Annotated in this window: 16 protein-coding genes; 6 read left to right on the top strand and 10 right to left on the bottom strand. The window is 69.8% G+C overall.

Annotated elements, in window-relative coordinates:
• Nucleotides 1-116 precede the first annotated feature (116 nt).
• A complete protein-coding gene (locus G1H10_RS07155) occupies nt 117-962 on the top strand; it encodes a DUF3800 domain-containing protein (RefSeq protein WP_163734821.1) in 846 nt (281 codons plus the stop codon).
• A 247-nt stretch (nt 963-1,209) separates the two neighbouring features.
• Here G1H10_RS07155 and dacB read toward each other — a convergent pair whose 3' ends face one another.
• Nucleotides 1,210-2,802, bottom strand: a complete 1,593-nt coding sequence (gene dacB, locus G1H10_RS07150) for a D-alanyl-D-alanine carboxypeptidase/D-alanyl-D-alanine endopeptidase (RefSeq protein WP_163734818.1) — start codon at nt 2,800-2,802, stop codon at nt 1,210-1,212.
• Between the two features lie 237 nt (nt 2,803-3,039).
• Between dacB and G1H10_RS07145 the strand changes: the two genes are divergently transcribed.
• Together G1H10_RS07145 and G1H10_RS07140 are read left to right on the top strand one after the other, a co-directional pair.
• A complete protein-coding gene (locus G1H10_RS07145) occupies nt 3,040-4,074 on the top strand; it encodes a quinone oxidoreductase family protein (RefSeq protein ID WP_163734817.1) in 1,035 nt (344 codons plus the stop codon).
• A 26-nt stretch (nt 4,075-4,100) separates the two neighbouring features.
• A complete protein-coding gene (locus G1H10_RS07140) occupies nt 4,101-4,553 on the top strand; it encodes a MarR family winged helix-turn-helix transcriptional regulator (protein ID WP_163734814.1) in 453 nt (150 codons plus the stop codon).
• Nucleotides 4,554-4,585: 32 nt separating this feature from the next.
• Here G1H10_RS07140 and G1H10_RS07135 read toward each other — a convergent pair whose 3' ends face one another.
• Entirely contained in the window at nt 4,586-5,011 is a 426-nt protein-coding gene (locus G1H10_RS07135) for a type II toxin-antitoxin system VapC family toxin (protein WP_216852990.1), read from the bottom strand.
• Nucleotides 5,012-5,019: 8 nt separating this feature from the next.
• Nucleotides 5,020-5,271, bottom strand: a complete 252-nt coding sequence (locus tag G1H10_RS07130) for a type II toxin-antitoxin system Phd/YefM family antitoxin (RefSeq protein ID WP_163734809.1) — start codon at nt 5,269-5,271, stop codon at nt 5,020-5,022.
• A 295-nt stretch (nt 5,272-5,566) separates the two neighbouring features.
• On the opposite strand from G1H10_RS07130, the gene G1H10_RS07125 reads away from it, so the two are divergent.
• The gene (locus tag G1H10_RS07125) at nt 5,567-7,111 is read left to right on the top strand and encodes a hypothetical protein (RefSeq protein WP_163734807.1); all 1,545 of its coding nucleotides are present in this window, start codon (nt 5,567-5,569) and stop codon (nt 7,109-7,111) included.
• On the opposite strand, the gene G1H10_RS07120 is transcribed toward G1H10_RS07125, so the two are convergent.
• Nucleotides 7,092-7,526 carry an ester cyclase gene (locus G1H10_RS07120; RefSeq protein WP_163734804.1) on the bottom strand — a complete coding sequence of 145 codons (435 nt, stop codon included), beginning with the start codon at nt 7,524-7,526 and terminating at the stop codon, nt 7,092-7,094. The two genes, G1H10_RS07125 and G1H10_RS07120, sit on opposite strands and share 20 nt — an antisense overlap.
• Nucleotides 7,527-7,857: 331 nt before the next feature.
• Here G1H10_RS07120 and G1H10_RS07115 point away from each other — a divergent pair, with 331 nt between their 5' ends.
• Entirely contained in the window at nt 7,858-9,009 is a 1,152-nt protein-coding gene (locus tag G1H10_RS07115; RefSeq protein WP_163734800.1) for a cyclic nucleotide-binding domain-containing protein, read from the top strand.
• Complete coding sequence (locus tag G1H10_RS34455) at nt 9,006-9,983, top strand: MBL fold metallo-hydrolase (RefSeq protein ID WP_163734797.1); 978 nt, start codon at nt 9,006-9,008, stop codon at nt 9,981-9,983. Before G1H10_RS07115 ends, G1H10_RS34455 begins: the two co-directional genes overlap by 4 nt.
• Nucleotides 9,984-10,101: 118 nt before the next feature.
• Here G1H10_RS34455 and G1H10_RS07105 read toward each other — a convergent pair whose 3' ends face one another.
• The 6 genes from G1H10_RS07105 to G1H10_RS07080 form a co-directional block, all read right to left on the bottom strand.
• Complete coding sequence (locus G1H10_RS07105; RefSeq protein WP_163734794.1) at nt 10,102-11,106, bottom strand: type IV toxin-antitoxin system AbiEi family antitoxin domain-containing protein; 1,005 nt, start codon at nt 11,104-11,106, stop codon at nt 10,102-10,104.
• A 168-nt stretch (nt 11,107-11,274) separates the two neighbouring features.
• A complete protein-coding gene (locus G1H10_RS07100; RefSeq protein WP_216852989.1) occupies nt 11,275-11,682 on the bottom strand; it encodes a response regulator in 408 nt (135 codons plus the stop codon).
• Between the two features lie 284 nt (nt 11,683-11,966).
• Entirely contained in the window at nt 11,967-12,647 is a 681-nt protein-coding gene (locus G1H10_RS07095; RefSeq protein WP_216852988.1) for a response regulator transcription factor, read from the bottom strand.
• A 77-nt stretch (nt 12,648-12,724) separates the two neighbouring features.
• The gene (locus G1H10_RS07090; protein WP_163734789.1) at nt 12,725-14,380 is read right to left on the bottom strand and encodes a sensor histidine kinase; all 1,656 of its coding nucleotides are present in this window, start codon (nt 14,378-14,380) and stop codon (nt 12,725-12,727) included.
• Nucleotides 14,381-14,397: 17 nt separating this feature from the next.
• Nucleotides 14,398-16,893, bottom strand: coding sequence for an ABC transporter permease (locus tag G1H10_RS07085; RefSeq protein WP_163734787.1), 2,496 nt, complete (start codon nt 16,891-16,893; stop codon nt 14,398-14,400).
• A gap of 7 nt (nt 16,894-16,900) precedes the next feature.
• Complete coding sequence (locus tag G1H10_RS07080) at nt 16,901-19,378, bottom strand: ABC transporter permease (RefSeq protein ID WP_163734784.1); 2,478 nt, start codon at nt 19,376-19,378, stop codon at nt 16,901-16,903.

Raw genomic sequence — 19,378 nt, 5'->3', positions numbered from 1 at the left:
GTCACGCCGCCGACATCCCGGACTCGACTCGCCGACGAGGTGACCACACCAGAACTCAACCGTCCGCAACGTCACGCGTTTGGCTATAGCTACGAGCAATCGTAAGATCAACTTCCATGCCGAACGTCGCTCCGACCACCTCCAATCGACTCTCGGCTTCGATCGACTACCAGCCGTTCGTAGCGCCGCCAGAGACGCACAAACTGCCGCTCCTCCGGGCCTATATCGACGAGACAGGGGACCGCGGAATATTGAAGGGCAGAGCCAGCCCGATCTTCGGAATGGCGGCCGTGATGGTGGATGATGATGCGGAACGATCAGCACGACAGGCCCTGGGCCGGTTACGGACGGACTTCAATGTGCCAAGCGATAGGCCGCTCTCCTGGAAGGACGATCTCAAGAATCACGATCGTCGTGTCCATGCAGCCAACATTCTCAGCACACTAAAAGGTCTGAGGGTTGTGTACGTGGTCGCAGACAAGTCGCAACTCAGCGATGGCACGTACCGCGACGACGTCACGCTCTTCTACAACGTCATAGCGTATGCCGGACTTCAACGTGTCCTGTGGGCAGCACGCGCTTGGCCGGACGGGAAACGGCAGGTAAAGGTGCATTTCTCCCACGTCAAGAAGCACGACCATACAGACACACACCGATACTTCCAGATCAAGAAACGGCAGGACAAGAATGTTCCTTTCGACCTCGTTTCCAAACTGAGCTGGGTGAGTTCTGACAAGTACGAGATGAGCCAGATCGCCGATGTATACGCGGGCTTCCTCAAGGCAGCGTTCTGGCCAAACGTGTGGCAGAATACGGAGGGTGCCTACTTACTCAAGATTTGGCACCAAATCCGCAGATCCGAAGAATGTGTAATAAGCCTAGGAATGCAGGTGAGGCCGAACAGCAAGCTGGCATTTACTCAACCGTGGTGGCCATGCCCAGACTGCAAAAGCCCATACTGAAAAGACTCCCCGAGGAGCCTCCAGGAGCCGATCCCCTGTTGGGGCAGCGCTGGCAGCAACGCAGGCTTTCCTGGCAGGCACCTCGAGGAGCCTTTCTGTAAGGCTACCAGCTCAGAGCTTGCGCATCCAGCAGTCGCGGTCGAACGGCCGCGCCGTGCGAGCCGCCTCGACCATGATCATGAACACTTACCGTTCTCATAGCACGGTTAGTGTTCATGATCATGGATGGTGGATGGGAGGGAGGCGGTCAGCAGGCCTTGGTCCAGGAGCATTCCAGGTCGCCGGGCTGATCCGTACGAGGTTCGGGCGGCGCGCGGAACGTCGTCGCCGACGGCTCGCCGCCCTCGGTGTGCTCGGCCAACCGGATGGCGATCGCGTCCTCGATGTCGCTGGGCTTGGAGCTGAGGTAGTTGTTCAGCAGGATCGAGTAGACCAGCTCGTCGCCGTCGGCGGTGGTCACGTATCCGGATAGGCCGGTGGCGCCGGTCAGGGTGCCGGTCTTGCCGCGCACGTTACCGTCGGCGGCGGTGCCGTCCATCCGGAACCGGAGCGTGCCGCCGACGAATCGCTCCTCCACCCCGGCGACCGGCAACGACTCGTACCACGCGTCGTACCACGGCTCATCCTGGACCGCGAGCAGCAGCTGGATGATCTCGTTCGGCGGGATCCAGTTGCGCCGGGACAGGCCGGACCCGTCCACGGACCCGATCGTGCCGGTGTCGAGGCCCCAAGCCTCCATCGTGTCGTCCATGACGTCGAGCCCGGCCGGCCAGGTGCCCGCACCCGCGGCCTCGCGCCCCATCGCCTTGATCAGAACCTCGGCGTGACCGTTGTTGCTCAGCTTCATGAACGGGATCAGCAGCTCACTCAGCGGCATCGACTCGTGCGACGCAAGCACCCGTGCGTCGTCCGGCGTCGGCCCGAACTCCACCCCTTCGCGTACCCGCACCCCGCGTTCCTGCAGCGCCCGGACGAAGACATCCGCGGCCAGGCCGGTGGGTTCCCATACCGCGCGCCACTGCGACGTCGCCGCGGAGTCGGTGGCGATGGTGCCGGAGACTCGTATCTCCTCCTGGCCATGTGCGCGTTCGATGGAGATGTTCCGGCCGCTGCCCGCATCCGTCGTGGTGGCGTCGTTGACGATCTCCACGTAATCGTTCTCCGGGATCACGGTGACCTCGGCGGCGTCGCCCGCGCGGCTACCGGGTTCGACGCGGACGATGACCGTCCCCGCGTCGTAGTCGGTGTCCGGGGCGATACTCAGCGCGGAGATCTGCGCCGAGTAGTAGTACTGCTCGTCATCCCAGTTCCAGCCGAGCCCGAGCCGCCGGTCGTCGAACCACGTGTCGTCGACGACGACGGCGCCGTGCACACGTTCGATACCCGCGTCGGCGATCTCATCCGCCAGCGCCTCGTAGTCTTCGGCCAGCATCGTCGGGTCTCCGGTGCCGCGCAGGTACAGATCGCCCGCAAGGATCCGGCCCGCGTGACGGGCGTCGGTCTCCACCGTGGTGTCGAACGTGTAGTCCGGGCCGAGGACGTCCATGGCCGCGGCCGCGGTGAACAGTTTCTTGTTCGACGCCGGCATCAGCCGGTCATCGCCGTCGCGCTCGTAGAGCACGTCGCCGGTCTCAGCCTCGGCGACGACGACGGAGACCTGGCTGCCGTCCATCCGGGGGTCGGCGAGGATTTCGTCTATATCGGCCGCCAGTTCCTTAGCGGCCGGGTCCAGCTCGTTCGTGCTATCCGCCGATGGAAGCGCCGACGGGACGACGTTGATGGCGGCCACGACGCCGCCGGCGGCGAGGGTTGCGATGACGTTCCGGGCCCGACGTTGCATCAGGTCTCCTCTCGGGAAAGATCGCAGTGAGGTCTAGACCATCTCGGAGATCTTTCCGGTATGTCAAGGCTTGCCCGGATGAATTCTCGCCATCCGGGCACGCTCCCCCACCGTCCGCGTGCGCCCCTGCACCGCAGGCACTCGGCCACACATACGGGATACCGGCTTGACATTAGATGTCGCGACATATAGTGTCATGACATCTAATGCCGATAGCGAGAGACCAGGAGCGTGGTCATGGAGCTTCCAGACATTCCCAACCGGAGGATCGTCGTCGAGAGATTCGGCGACGTCGATGAGCTGCGGTTGGTCGACGAGGTGCTCCCGGCGCCACCATCAGGGGCAGTGCGCGTGAAGGTGCTGGCAGCCGGCGTCGGTTTCACCGACATCATGGCCCGTACCGGCGACTACCTCCTGCAGCGACGCACGCCGCTCACACCGGGATACGAGCTGGTCGGTGAGGTGGTGGACGCCCGGCCCGGCTCTTCCGGCGCGGTACCACGGTGGGCGCAGCCCGGGACACGCGTCGCCGCTTCCCTACCGCACATGGGCGCATACAGCGAGTACGTCACGATGCCGGACTGGTTGCCGGTCCCGGTGCCCGACGGTCTCGACACCATCGCCGCCGCCTCCATTCCCCTGGACTACCTCACCGCGCTGAGCCTCTTAGAGACCCATGGCCACGTCCGCGAGGGCCACGCGATCCTGGTGCACGGGGTCAGCGGTGGCGTCGGACGCGCCGTCGTCCAGCTCGCACACCGGGCCGGCGTCCGCATCTATGGCACCGCGTCGTCCGCGACGGCGCAGGACATGCTCGCGGACGCCGGCGTGCGCGTCATCGACTACCGCCGCGACGACTTCGAGCAAGTGATCAAGCGCGAGGAACCGCACGGTGTGCAGGCCGTGTTCGACCACATCGGCGGTGACTACCTGCGCAGAGGACTTCGCATACTCGCGCCGCGCGGTGTCCTGGTCAGCTATGCGTTCTCCGGACGCCCCGGACACATGGTGGCCGACACCATCCGCGGCGCGCTGACCGTGACGCTGCTCGGACTGCGGCCCGGCAAGCGCACTGCGCTGTGCATGGTGCCGCGGCAGATCGCCTCGGACCACCACTGGTACCGCGACAGCCTAGAGCGGCTGCTGACGATGGCGGCGACCGGCGAGATCGAGCCCGTCGTCGGCGCGACGTTCGCATTGGAGAAGGCCGCGGACGCCCACCACGCCCTTCAGCGGCGCGAAGCATCCGGCAAACTTGTGCTGACCACCTGACCCGCCCCGAGGAGAACGCCACACAGATGAGAGAGGTCACAGAGCTTCGCTACCTGATCCTGGCGCTCCAGCGGGAAGGCAATCGCCAGCTGGCAACCGACCTCCGGCCGCTCGGACTCACACCGTCCCAGGCGGAGACGCTCGGGTTGCTCGCCGAACGCGAACCGCTGACCCTCAACGGGCTGGGCGAAATGCTGGTCTGCGAGTCCGGCACCAACCCCAGCCGCATCGTCGACCGCCTGGTCAGCGCCGGCCTGGTCCGTCGGGTGCCGAATCCGGAGGACCGACGCCAGGTGCTGCTGACGTTGACCGATCACGGCCGGGAGCTGGCCCGGCAGGTCGTGGAGGTCGAGCAACGGCTCGAAGACCGGCTCGTCGCGCTCATCGGGGATCGCCCCGTCGCGCCCGCCCTCACCCTGCTACGCGACATGGCAGCTCAGGTACCCGCCGGCCGGGCTCTCGACCGTCGCCGCGGTTGATCCCGACTCCGGCCGTCCGCCGAGGCCGGCCGTCAGCCGGCTGCCATGGTCGCGACGTGGCCCGCGGCGCCATATTTCAGCAATGTCTGATCAGCCGTGATCAGCGTCGCATTCAGGGTGCGAGCCGTCGCCACGATCATCCGGTCGGCCGGATCTCGATGGATCTCCCCCGGAAGGCGTGTGCTGGCCACCGCGATCTCCGGCGCCAGCGGCACCACGCTCAGCCCCGGGTTGCCGACGACCAGATCGATCCACTCGCCCACATCGCGTGTGAGCTGCAGCCGTTCCTTGGCCACCAGCATGGCGATCTCCCACAAGGAGATCGCGCTGACGTTCACACCCGCCGCGTACGAGGCGTTCTCGATGGCTTGGCGCGTCTCTGTCGACAACCGCGCGTCGCCTGCCATCAGCCACACGAGGATGTGAGTGTCGAGCACGACGCCGCTGTCCGCCGTCACGCTCGGCATCATTGGATGGCATCCCACGAATCACCGATCGGACTGATGAGATCCTCGTAGCGGCCTACCGTCCCGCTGAGGGCACCGAACAGCGGCGCCGGAGGCTCAATCGGCACCAGGCGGGCAACGGGCCGGCCGCGCTTGGTGATGGTGACCGGGGCCCGTGTCTCCGCGACCTCGTCCAACACCTTCAGGCAGGTCGCCTTGAACTGGCCGGCCGCGATCCGGGTGTCGCCTTTCTCAGCCGCAGGTACCGTCATATGACCATGGTCACGCACTATAGTCATGACGGCAACTCTTTATCGTCGAAACGCGGACGTTCGCCCTCGCGGCCGCGACCATCTCCCGGGACACGACGCCGATGCCCGGCTGCGTCCATGGTCGTGTGAATCACGTCCGCGCGAAGCAGGTTGATGGCAGACGTGGATACGGCGCGCGTGCTCGCGTCCCGGTTCCGGTAGGCGATATCTTCAACGGATACGTGCGTGCCGTGCCGTCGGCGTGATGCTGGCTACGGTCGCGGCACGACTGCACCCCGCTGAGCAGAGGATTGTCATGGACGACCCGTCCGGAGTGGTGTTCCCGCGCAGCTCAGATGGCGTACGCAGCACATCGGCGCTAGGACGTGCCGTCGTCGCGGACGCATTGCGCGGAGTGGACGCGGTGGGTGCTCGCGCGGCGGAGGGCGAGACGAACTGGCGACGAGGCTACCTTCTGCACTTCCGGCGGCTCGTGGAGGCCGGGCTCACCTCCGCTTCCGCCGCCCAGCAGATCGCCGCCGACGGGTTGGCCTCCCTGCACGACCGGATGCGCTTCGTGCCGCCCGACGACGCCACCGGTGACGGTCCCCGTGACGAGACGAGCGCCGGTGCAGATGCCGGTGCCGGGGTCGGTGCCGATCGCGGTGCCGGTGACGAGGCCGAGATCAGCTTGGCCGAGGCGCTGAACCAGCAGACCGACGTACCTTTCGAGACGGCGGTCGTCACCGGTGCGGGCACGCCGGAACGCGAACTGGTCTTGCCGTACCGCGGGGATCGCCTCAGCGGTGACGCGCTCGCCCGCCAGCTCGACACGTGGGTGGACGCCGGCGTGCTCGAGCCCTCCGCCGCGGAAGCCGTGCGCACGGTCATGGCCAACCCAGACTGGCTGGACCTGTCGGACGTCCGTCTGGTCGCGTTCGGCGCGGGCGCCGAGATGGGTCCGGTCCGGGCGGTTCTGCGCTGGGGCGGAGACGTCACTGCCGTCGACCTGCCGCGCCCCGGCATCTGGACAGGCCTGGCCGACGCCGCCCGTCGTTACGCCGGGCGGCTGCACATGCCGGTCCGCCCCGGCAGCGGCGACCTGGAATCACGGGCCGGTGCGGATCTGCTCCGTGAGCTGCCCGCCCTGGTCCAGTGGCTCATGCAACTGGACGGCCGGCTGGTGCTCGGAAACTACGCCTATGCCGACGGCGCCACCCACGTCCGGGTCTCGATGGCCGTGGACGCGCTCTCCGCCCACCTGATGAGGGAGCGGACGGACACGGCACTGTCCTTTCTGGCCACGCCGACGGACGTGTTCGCCGTTCCCGCCGACGCCGTGGAGCAGTCGGTACGTGCCTATCAAGCGAGGTCGAAGCTCGCGCTGATCCGCCGCCCATTGAAGATCCTGTCCACGGGCCGGCTGCTGCAACGCAACTACGTTCCCGCTTCCGACCCGGGCATCTGCGACAGTCTCGTCGCCCAACAAGGCCCGAACTACGCGCTGGCCAAACGGCTCCAACGCTGGCGCGCAACGACGGCGCACGCGGACGGGCACACCGTCAGCCTCAACGTTGCCCCACCCACCCGGACCCGCTCGGTCATGAAGAACCGCGCGCTGGCCACGGTGTACGCGGGGGCGCATCGGTTCGGCGTCGAGGTCTTCGAACCAGGCACGGCCAACACACTCATGGCCGCGCTGCTCGTCCACGACCTGCGCCGACCCGCGCCCCCGCGTGAGCATCCCTGGCTGGACGAGGCCGCCGGAGCGGCACACGGCGGATTGTGGCGGATGGCCTACGCCCCGCGCAGCGCGCTCGGCCTGGCTGCCCTGGTCGGCATCACCGGGGCGCGGGCGTAGCGGCACCTGGGCCGGCCACCCCGATCTGCTGCATGAAGGTGGCGTCGTCTCGCACCAACCAGTGCTCGATCACCTTGCCGTCTTCGAGCCGGTGGATGTGCACGTGCTGGTACGCGAACTCCCGGCCGGTCGGCTCGATGCCCATGAACTCCCCCGTGTGCCGTCCATGGTGCGTCATGAAGGCGACCACCGTGTCGCCCTCCTCGACCAGCTGGTGAATCTCGTAGCGCTCGTCGGAGAAGGCGCTCCGGAGCCAGAACATCGTCTGTTTCGCGCCCTCGAAGCCTTGCGGCGCGCCGGGAGGCGCCGCATGGTTCACCCCGTCCGCGTGGATGAGTTCGCTCAGCCCGGCGACGTCGCCGTTCGGCCAGACCTGTTCCCAGAGCCTGCGCACGCGCTCCTTGTTGTCCGACATGGTTCCTCCGTTCCGTCGGCACGTCATCGCGCTCCGGCGAGCCGGCCCGGTCGGGCGTGTCCGGTCGGGCGTGTCCGGACCGACCTGCCCGGCGGGACTTGTCCGGCCGGACCTGTCTAGTGCGGCTCGTCGCTTCGATGCTCCGTGCCTCTGTGATCGACATGGCTCTTCAACTCTGCGCTCAGCCAAGGCGTCGGGCCAGAGTGCAGGCATCCCGCTTTCCCACACCTCCGTGCGGGTGGCAGCACCCCCTGCGACCTGCAGGTCTGCGCCCTCCACAGCACGGCTCCGGCTGCGTAGCGTCGTCGTCGACGGCAGGAGAGGAAGCGCCATGACACCCACAACCGTGCACGCCACCGCCACATCGCTCTCGTGGATCCCGTCCGAGGCGGTGACCGGCATGTCCCGGAAAGCCTTCGACCTGGGATTCACCCACTACGACGAGCCGCCGCCGGACACGATCGACGACCTCGACGAGCTGCGCGCTCACGACCGGTTTCGGTACGCCAACGTGCTGGCCTGCTGGGCTGCCGTCGAGGACGGCCGTGTCGTCCGGGCCGGCTACGACGACGACGCCGGCGTCATGATGGGGTCGACCACCATCCATATCGGCAAGCTCGGCACCACGTTCACCGCGGTCGCGTTCCCCGTCATCCGCCGGGATCCGGAGTTGCTCGAAGACGGCAGCGCGCGACTCGTGCAAACCTGCGGCGGTCGGACGGGACTGCCGGCGCCGCGTCCGGTCCCGCACCCGCCGTTCGTGAAGATGCAGGCACCGTGGGTGTGGACGACGCTCGCCCTCACCGTGCGGCCGGACGGCTCGTCGGAGGTCGAACTCACCGGCGCGAGCCGGTTTCCGCGGCACTGGGTGTACGACGCCGCCGGCATGCTCGTCCTGAAGTCCGGTCTGACCGATTTCTCCAGCTGGTATGCGCACTCCTTCGGCTCACGCACACCGTGGGGCGACGAGGATTCGCCCGCTCTGGTGACCGCGGCGGAGAGCGCCGGCGAACGGGCCATGTCCCGGCTGCTGATGAGCGGGGCGCAACGTCCGAGGATCGCGACGCTCGCCGCCGGCGACCTGTTGACGCGGCAAGGCACGCCAGGCGACGAGCTGTACCTGCTGCTCGACGGCGTTCTGGCGGTCGACGTGGACGGTGACCGTCTCGCCGAGATCGGCCCCGGCGCGATCCTCGGCGAACGTGCCGTGCTGGAAGGCGGTCTGCGCACGTCCACGCTCACCGCTGTCACGCCCGCACGGGTCGCCGTCGCCGCGGCCGACGCCATCGATCACGAGCGCCTCGCCGAGTTGGCCGCCACGCACCGCCGCGAGGACCGCGCCGCCACCCCCGCCGCCACGGTCGGTGGCACAACGGCCGGTGGCACGGCCGGCAGCGCACCGACGGGCGTTGCGGCCGGCGGTGCCGGATCCGCATCACATCAGCCGACCGGCAGAACACCCGCCGAGGTCGAATCCACGTGAGGATCACGCTGCACGGCGTTCGTGGCTCGATGCCCGCGCCCGGCCGCGAGTACCTCCGGGTGGGCGGCCATACGTCGTGTGTGTCGGTGACGCTGACGGGGGAAGCGTCACCGACACTCGTGTTGGACGCCGGGACCGGCCTGACCCATCTGTCCCGCACGCTCGGCCATCGCCCGTTCCACGGCGAGATCGTCCTCACCCACCTGCATTGGGACCACGTCCAGGGCCTCCCGTTCTTCCGCTCGGGCGACACGGCCGACGCCGACGTCGTCCTGCACCTCCCCGCCCAAGACGCCCCGCCTCCACCTCGATATGAATGCGATGATGGGGTCGGCCGAGGGGCGCCTCGTCAGCACACTGCCGTCGCGGTCGACGTGCCTGCCCCGACCGGTACGACGGCCGGGCCGCCGATCGTTGCACCCTTTCCCTCCGGAGGCGGAGCCGAGCCCGAGAAGTCCGGCTCCGCGGCGGCGGCCCTGCTGGGCCGTGCGATGTCGCCGCCGCACTTCCCCATCGGCCCGGAGGGCCTGGCCGGCCGGTGGCGGTTCCGGATGGCCGAGGCCGGGTGGCTGGAGGCCGGCGGCGCACGCGTGTTACTCACCGACATCCCGCACAAGGGCGGCCGCACCTTCGGCATCCGGGTCGAAGCCGACGGCGCGTCGTTCGCCTACCTCCCCGACCACGACCCGTCGGCCGATCCGGCCCCCGGCGCGACGCTCGCTCACGGCGTCGATGTCCTCCTGCACGATGCGCAGTTCGCCGAGTCCGAGCGCGCGATCGCCGTCGCCTACGGCCACTCCACCGTCGCCGACGCCGTGGCCCTGGCCATCCGCGCCGACGTCGGCCGGCTCGTGCTCATCCACCATGCTCCGACCCGCACCGACGACGCGGTCGACGCGCTCGCCGCCCGCGAGGCCGCCGACGCCGAGTTCCCGGTCACCATCGGCCGCGAACGCGACGTCATCGACCTGTGAAGTGCAATGTCCAGGCCTAGGCGGAGCGCCTCGTGGGCTCACGTAACGGTTGGACGGATCACGGGCGCGCCAAGCGTTACTTAAGCCCACGACGCCGGCAGCCGCTCCCGAATCCGATTCATGCCACCCGCCGATATGTCCGGTTCTCCCGGTACCACGGACACGGCCGGTCCCGCGGAACCCGAGCGGCGATGACCGCCCGGAACCGCTCGGCGAGCCGGCGACGGTGGTGGCGGGCATCCGACCAGCCGTACCGGACGATCTCGAGACCGTATTCACGCAGACGCCACTCCCGCTCTCGCTGGTCGCCGATGACACGTGCCGCGTCGAGACGGTCGTTGTACTTCAGATCCCCGTCCCCCTCGAACACCAGCCACCGATCATCGAGGAGGTGGTCCGGCCGGAATCGGTCGGCCCCAAGATCCACCCAGGCGTTGGAGATCGGCACGGGTAGATCATGTTCGAGGAACGCCAGACGCCCCAGCGTCTCCAGAGCGGACTCCGCATACGCATCGGCGTGTTCGATGACCCATCGCGCATTCCGCGTCCCCGACCAGCCGTTCTGCGTGTCGAGCACACGGCTCAGCTGCTCGACGGTCGTGCCCGAGGCCAGCACCGCGTCGGCCACCACCAAGGCCGCGTCTACGGAGGACGTCCGGGCCAGGTCCACGGCAAGCCTGGCATCGGTCGTGGTCGCACAACCGTCGACAAGGGTACGGTCCTCCGCCGGCAACGTGACCGCGCGGATCTCGCCGAAGGCGGTGTTCGCCGATCCCACCGCTCGTTCCACGGCGACCAGCGGCTTGTCTGGGGGCGGACCGATCGCCGGCAGCCCTCGGATCGCCACGGCCGACCATCCGGCGGCGCACGCGCTCGGCCCGCACGCCTGTGTGAACGCTCGCGAACGCAGCGCGAAGGCGGGCCATGGCGGTGCGGTCTCGTATTGCTCCCGGCTGGCGTAGACACCCTTGGCCAGCCGGACGAGAAGCTCGGCGCGCACCAGGCGCCCAAGGCGGGGCCGGGTGATGCCGACCTCCCGCATGCGGGCAACCGTCAGCAGGCCGCCGTCAGCGGCGAGCGCGTCCTCGATCTGCGCCGGAAGGCGAGTAAGGGGTGCCGACATCCCGCTATCGTCCGGGTGCCGGCGCCTGGACGGGAAGGGCATGGCCGGGGTTGTGGATAACCTGGCGGCCTCGTGGGCTCACGTAACGGTTGGAAGGGTCATGGGCGCACCAAGCGTTACCTGAGCCCACGACGTGCACACACTCAGGCACACATGGGGCGGGGACGGTCAGAAGCCGGGCGGTTGGGTGCCGTCGATGACGGAGCGCAGAACGTCCGGCGTGAGGTCGGTCTTGTGCACGTACGCGCGGGCGCCGCTCGTTCCGGCGTCGTCGGGCAGGTCGTCGGCGGAGTAGGTCGAGAGCAGCATGACCACGACGTCCGGCAGCGTCCGAGTCAGGCGCCGGGTCGCTTCGATCCCCGACATCCCGGGCAGGTTGATGTCCATCAGCACCAGCGACGGCCGCAGCCGCTCGGCCAGTTCCAATGCGGCCTCGCCGCTGGCGGCCTCGCCGACCACCTGGTACCCGGCGGTGGCACGGACGACGAACCGGGCCGCCGCGCGGAACGGTTCCTGGTCGTCCACCACCAGCACACTGACGGCCGGCGCTTCAGCCTGCAGACCCGGGGCGATCACACCTTCAGCGTTGCATGCGAGAGGCCGATGCGGTATCCGGCGGCCACCACAGCGTACGGGGGTGCAGGCATCCCCTGACGGAAACACCTGGCCGAGGGCCCGGAACACGCCCCGCCGAGGGGCCGGAACACCTGGACAGACGGGACCGGAGGGCGGGGGCGGAGGGCCGGGGGCAGGCAGGGGCGGAGAGGCCGAGACTGCAGTGCCGACGCAGGGCGGGTCCTCGGCTGCGCGGCGCGGACGGGGTCCGCGTGGACACCGGTTGGCCAGCGGTCAGAACAGCGTCAGGGCTGGATGGTGGAGAGGTACAGCAGCACCGCCGCGACCCGGCGGTGCACATCGGGCTCGTTGCCCACACCCAGCTTGGCGAAGAGCGAGTTGATGTGTTTCTCCACCGCCCGCTCGGTCAGGTACAAGTGCGCCGCGACCCCCGCGTTGCTCTTGCCCTGCGCGATCTGCTCCAGCACCTGCCGCTCCCGCGGCGTCAGGCCGGCCAGCGGATCCGTCTCCGGCTTCGCCCGGCTGACCAGGATCTCGACGACGCGCGGGTCGATGACGCTGCCACCGGCCGCAACCTCGCGTACCGCACCGGCCAGTTGGTCCGGCTCGCTGACCCGCTCCTTGAGCAGGTACGCGCGCCGCTTCGACCCTCGCTCCAGGAGCTTCACCGCGTACTCCGGCTCCGCGTACTGCGACAGCACGACGACGCCCGTCTCCGGCGAGTCCGTGTAGAGCCGCGCCGCCGCCTGGATCCCCTCATCGCTGAAATCCGGCGGCATCCGGATGTCGGTGATGACGACGTCGGGACGGTGCTCGGATACGGCGTCGAGCAGCGCGCCCAGATCCCCGACAGCGGCGACGACGTCGATATCCGGATACGTATCCAGCACGCGCTGGATACCCTCGCGCACCAGGAGCACGTCGTCGGCCACCACCAGCCGGATGGTCCGCGCAGCGTCGGTCACGCAGGGAGTGTACTGGTTCGCCGCGCTGATCGCGGGCGTTCCCGGCATGTCCGTCTGGACGCCTGTTGAGCCCGGCCTCACGCGGCGTCCACCTCGGCTGGTACCGGGATGTCACCCCGGATCGTCGTCCCGCTCCCCGGAGCGCTGTGTACGGTCAGCGCCCCGCCGAGCGCGCCGACACGGTCGCGCATGTTGACGAACCCGTGGCCGGTGGCGCCTCCAGCCGCATCGAACCCGGCGCCGTCGTCGCTGACGGTGAAGGCGAGCCCGGCCTCGTCCGCCGCGACGCGCACCGTCACGTTGGCACCCTCACCGGCATGCTTCGCGGCGTTCTGGATCGCCTCCAGGCAGCAGAAGTAGACCGCCGCCTCCACGCCCGCCTCAAACCGGCGGTCGGTCTCCACGCGCACGCTCGTGGGGACGGTGGCGCGGCCGGCTGCGTTGCGCAGCGCCTCCCCCAGCCCGTGGTCGCGAAGCAGCGGCGGGTAGATGCCGTGTGCCAGCTCGCGCAGTTCGGTCACGGTCACCTGGATCTCCTCGCGCAGCTCGTCCAGCATCGGCGGCACGGTCGACGGGTCGTCGCCGGCCAGCCGCGCCAGCAGCCCTACCTTCACCGCCATCGCCACCAGATGCTGCTGCGCGCCGTCGTGCAGATTCCGCTCGATCTCCCGGCGCGACGCATCGGCCGCCGCGACGATGCGCGCTCGGGACGCCTGAAGCTCGGCGTTGCGTTCCTTCAGCTCGTCCAGCGACGCCTGCAGCGCCGTATCCAGCGACACGTTGTGCAGCGCCAGCCCCACCTGGCGGGCCAGCTCGGTCAGGACGCGATCGTCGTCGTCGGAGAATCCGGCCTCTCCGGGCGGCCGGGCCACGACCAGGAGGCCGAGCAGCTTGCCGAGGTGGGTGATCGGGGCGATCCGGATAGCCGACCGGTGGCCGCCCTGGCCGCTCCCGTCCGGCGAGCGCTCTGCGTGTCTCTGCCCGTCCGGCCGCTGCCCAGCCCCCTCGTCGCGGTTCAACACCTGTGGCAACCACACCTCGGCCCAGGCGTTCCCGGAGACACGCGCCGCACTGACCGCCGCAAGCTCGGCCGCACCGAGCGTGATCCGCGTGCGTGGCCGCTCCGGCACGGAGACGGTGCGTTCCAGCACGCCATCGCTCCCGGTCCAGACCTCGGCACCCAGCGGCCCGATGGTGGAGCGCAGCGTCTCGGTCAGCTGCAGCAGCAGCTCGTCCATCGGGACGGCCCGCGTCATCCGGGTACCGAAGGTCTCCAGCACCGTCCGCGCCGGCCGACGACGCGGTCCCGACCAGCCGCGAACCAGGTCGCGCAGCCGGGCGCGGACCGGGTTCGCCAGCAGCACCGACACCAGCCCGGCGATCATCGACAGCCCCAATACGCCGTGCTCCGAACCGTCGACATCGTCGCCGAGCCCGACGACGATCACCACATACACGGTCAGCACCATCAGGACCAAACCACCGACGACCACGGTCGATCCGAACACCGTGGTCGCATGCCGCCGCAGCCGGGCCGAGAACATCGCCGCCGCCACCACCGGCGTCGCCAGCACGCCGCTCGCAGCCCACGGCAGCAGCGGATCGGGAAGATCGAGCAACACGTGCAGCATCCATGTCGCAGCCGCGATCGTCGCGGCCACGAGCAGCGACCACGCGACCCACAGGGCACGGTCGCGCCGAGCGCGGGCCCGTTCCGAGTCGATCCTGCTCATGAATCAAGCCCTTTCGTTCATTCGGCCCGCAGGACGGACGCGATCCGCAACGACGACGCGCAGCGTCCCGGCACCGCCGCCAACAGCACGGCCACGAGCAGAGCGACGGGCGCCACCAGCACCAGCGCCCACACCGCCGCAGGTGGAACGTAGTGGATGTACATGGCGTCGGCGACGGAACGCCAGACGGTCCGGCCGACCGCCAGCCCTACCGGAACACCGACCGCAAGCCCCGCCAGCGTCAGCACGATGGCCTGGGTGATCACCACACGGCGCGACTGCCCGGGTGTCATTCCCAGCGCCCGGAGCACGGCTATCTCAGGACCACGACGCCGCACCGCCGCGCCCAGCGCGTACCCCACCGACCCCAGCGCCAGCACGACGACGAATCCGGCCAGGAACAGCGGCAACGGCCGCATGAACCGAAGCCCGGCGGGATCGTCGAACTCGGGCGGGATGATCCCGACGGTGTCCGGGCTCGCACCGGGGACGGCGGTGAGCGCGTCGCGGAGGCGCGGCAGCATGGTCTCGAAATCGATGCCGGGCTCGAACCCGACCTCGCCCATGTGGAACTGGAACCGTTCACCGAAAAGCGTCTCGTACGCTGCACGGGTGGTCACCACCGAGGTGTCGACGGCGTCGCCGCCCACGCCCACCACCGTCAGGTCTGTGGTCCCGCTGGTGCCGGTGAGGGTGATCGTGTCGCCGACGCCGGCGCCCAGCGCGTCCACCGTACGCAGCCCCAGCATCGCCTCGGCCGGACCTGCCGGCGGCCTGCCTTCGGTGATGATCTGTTCTGCGGGCGCACCCAGCGGAACCGGCGACATCACGACGAGCTGTTCGGTTCCGCTCTCGGCACCGGCCTCCGCCACGTTCCCGACGACGTCCTGAACACCGGTGACTCCGGGCGTCTCCGCCAGCGCGGTGAACACGGCGTCGGCGGACGTCTCGACGAACGCGAAATCGTTGAAACCGACATACGCCTCGGCGCCGTGCAAGACCCCGACCCGAGCGGGGTTGGTGGCCGCATCGTGCACCGCGGCGGAGAACGTCAGCGCGGCGAGCACGCCGGTGACGCCGGCGACCGCGCCGAGCAGCGCCGGCCGGACCGGCACCGCCCGACGTCCCCGTCCGGGCTCGAACGCGAACCGGGTACCCGCCACCACCGGGACCGGCAGCCCGGCAGCCGAGGCGGCCGCGGCCATCGTCGAACGTCGCGCAGACGCATGTCGCTCGGTCGAGCGCGATGCGAACGCCGACGCCGCGACGGCGCCGGATATCACCAGGAACGGAACGCCGGCCAGCCCGGCCGCGAGGACGGCCACATCGACGTCGACGCCCGGCGCCGGCTCCACGACCGACGCGGTACCGATCGGGAACCAGCGCGACGCCAGTATCGACGCGGCGGCTCCGAGTGCGGCTCCGGCCACCCCGGCGCATGCAGGGCCGATGATCGCCGCCGAGCGCGCCTGCCCCGGTGTCATCCCGACCGCGCGCATGAACGTCAGCTCGGTCACGGTGACCGCAGCATGACGCGCGACCGCCACCCCGACCAGGAAGACCGCCGCGACCGCACTGACGACGGCGAACACGAACAGCGCCGTCGCCTCGAAGCCGGTCACCTCGCGGGTCGTCGACGCCCACGACGCCTGGTTCACGACGACGATGTCGGACTGCCCGGCGACCTGTGCCAGGTGTTCACGGAACTTCGGGATCGCCGCCGCACCGCCGTGCAGCCGGACCAGGGCACCGGTGCCCGCCAGGTCCCGTGCGCCGCTGAAATGCGCTGTGAACTGCTGATAGAGCCCGGCCGACGGGATCACGTATCCCGCGCCGTGCAGCCGGTCCCCGAACCAGGGTGAACGCACGACGCCGACCACGGTCGCCTCGATCACCGGTCCGGCCGCCGGTGCGGTCTCGTTGATGTCCCAGCCGGCGGCGAGGGCGGCCTGCAGTTGTTCCGGCGTGTACAGGCCGAGGACTCCGTCGTCGGTACTGGCATACGCGGTGTCCGGGCCCTGCACGACGTCGATCTGCCCGGGGGTGTAGAGGCCGAGCGTGACGGTGTCACCGACGCCTGTGCCACGGGTGCGTTCGAAAGCCGGGGTGACGACCACCTCGTCGGCGCGCGACGGGTCCGCCGCCCTGCCCTCGAGCACCACCGGCCGCTCAACGGTGCGGAGCATGCCGGTGTCCACCGGCGGCAGCGCCAGGGAGTCTCCCGCCGGTTCGCCGTCGATCTCGAACCCGCTGTACGCGATCACTCCGAGCGCCGCCACCTCGGGCAGCGCCCGAACCGCGTCCCAGTCGAACCCCGGGCGGTTCGGCTCCACCCGCACGGTGGCCGGCATGGTCTCCGCGAGTAGCCGGTCGACGGCGCTCGATCCGCGCCGGGCACCGGCGCCGGCCGTCATGACCGTCCCGGCGGCGACGGCGATCAGCAGCGTCAGCACCAGCAGCGACCGCCACCGACGCCGAGCGTCGAGCCGGAACCAGTACGCCACCGCCGTCATCGCCGTCTCACTCCGTCCTCAGGACGTGGCCGACCCGCATCGACGCCGCCCTGTGCCCCGGCCAAACGGCCAGCACGACTGCGGTCACGACGACGATCAGCGAGATCACGACGAGGAGCCGGCCCGGTCCCGGTGGCACGTAGTGCACGACCGTCGCTTCGGCGACGTGCCGCCACACCGTCCGCCCAAGCGCCACACCCAGCGGCACGCCCAGCGCGACCCCGCACAGCGCGGTCACCACTGCCTGCATGACCACCGCCGCGCGGCACTGCCGACGGGTCAGCCCGAGAGCCCGGAGAACCGCCAGGTCGTGATGGCGGCGCCGGACCGCGATGGCCAGCGCGTGGCTGACCGCTCCGACGGCCAGCGCGGCCAGGAACCCGGCCAGGTAGACGGGCAACGCCCGGATCACCCGGAGCTCGGTGGAGTGGTCGCGTTCCAGAGCCGGTTCGACCCGTATCGCGTCGGCCTCGCCGGTGGCACCGCCGCTGGCACCGCTGGTGGCGTCGTCTGCCGGACCACCGGTCGAGCCACCGCTCACGGCGGCGGACACGGCCCGCTGGAGCCGGTCGGCCACGGCCGCGCTGTCCGCGCCGTCGCGCAACTCGATGTGTGCGACGCGGGACGCGTGTCCGTCGAACAATGCGTCGAAGCCTGCGCCCGTCATCCACGCCCCGTCCACGCTGTAGTTCTCGGGACCTTCCGGGACGTACGCGAGCCCTGTGACCCTCACCTCGCGGGTGGACCGCGTTCCGGCCAATTCGATACGGCCGCCGACGCCGACGTCGTACAGCTTCGAGTCGTACGGCCCGAGCGCCACCTCGTCCGGCGAGGACGGCAACCGCCCCTCGGTGATCACGACGCTCATCGGGTCCGCGACCGGATCCACGGTGTACACGACGAGACTCGCCCCGGCGAGCGATGCCACGGCTGAACGACTGTCGTTCACCGCGACGACGTCCGGGTCCTGCTCGATGGCCGGCAGCGCGCCTCCGCCTGCCGCCGTGTCCTCGCCCGAGAGCCCCAGAGCCATTTCGAGCTGATGAACCTGCCCGTACCGTGCGGGGTTGTCGGCCGCGTCGTCGATCGCAGCCGACAACGTGACCGCCCCCACCACGCCGAGCACGCCCACCACGGCACCGAACAACGCGGGCCGCACCGGAACCGCGGATCGCCCCGAGCCCGGCTCCAGCGCGAAGCGCGTGCCCAGGACCACGGGGAGCGAAACTCCGGAGCGGGACACCGCGGCCGCGATGCGCGACGGCCTCGGGCGGCGCCCGCGTGCCCGCACGCCGAGCACCACCACGGCGGTACTCCACGACGCGACCGCCATCGCGAGGACGGTCGCGGGCCATCCGGCGGCGTACACCGGCCAATCGGCGTCGATTCCGGGCGACGGCTCGCGAGACGCGGCCGTGCCGATGGGGAACCACCGGGAGGCGATGACCGCGGCCCCGACGCCGGCCGTCGCGCCCACCACTCCTGCGATCGTCGGGCCGGCCACGCCCGCGGACACGGACTGGCGCGGTGACAGTCCCAGGTATCGCAGGACCTCCAGGTCGCGGATCGACGTGGCGGTGTACCGCATGACGGCCTGCCCGATCAGGACCACAGCCGCGACGCCGGCGGCGACCGCGAACAGAGCCAGACCGGTCGACTCGACCCGGACCACGCCCTGGTCGAACTCGGTGGACTGGGCGAGGTTCCACATGCTGATGTCGGCCCGTCCGCTGGCGTTCGTCAGGCGGCGGTGGAACTCGGCCACACCGGCACCGCCCTCCGCCAGGCGCACCAGGCCGCTGGCGCCTCCCCAGGCGGAGGAGCCGAGCAGATTCGGGCTGTACTCGGTGAAGAGGGCAGCCGAGGGGATCAGCCATCCCGGATCCCCTTGGCTTTCCGACAGCACGGAATTGCGCACGACTCCGACGATCCGCATCTGCAGACGTGGGCCGTCCGCCCGCGCGGCGTCGGCGGCGGACGGCTGCTCCCGCCAGTTCGGCGCGATGTCGTCGAGCGTGCCGGGCTCGTAGAGCCGGATCGCCACCTGGTCGCCCACGCCCGCCCCGTAGGTTTCGGCGAATCGCGGGGTGATCACCGCCTCGTCGAGGCGGGACGGATCGGCCAGCCGACCCTCCAGTACCGTGGGCCGCTCCAACTGGTACATCGTGACCGCATCAGCGAACACCGGCCCCTCGATCGGACGGCCGTCGAGTTCGTAGCGGCTGAACACCACCACGCCCACCGCCTCCACGCCGGGCAGCCGGCGCACCATGTCCCAATCGAAGGCGGGGTCATTGGGCAGGATCTGCACGGTCGCGGGGGCCGTTGCGGCGGTGAGCCGCTCGTTTGCGCTGGCTCCCCGGCGCGCCCCGGCCGCCACCGCCATCACCGTACCCGACGCCACCGCGATGAGCAGGGTCAGCACCAGTAACGTCCGCCAACGCCGGCGGAGATCCAAACGGAGCCAGGACACGACGATCGCCAT

The organism is Phytoactinopolyspora halotolerans (assembly GCF_010550675.1).
Classification (GTDB): Bacteria; Actinomycetota; Actinomycetes; order Jiangellales; family Jiangellaceae; genus Phytoactinopolyspora; species Phytoactinopolyspora halotolerans.
This window is presented reverse-complemented; position numbering and strand designations above follow the sequence as displayed.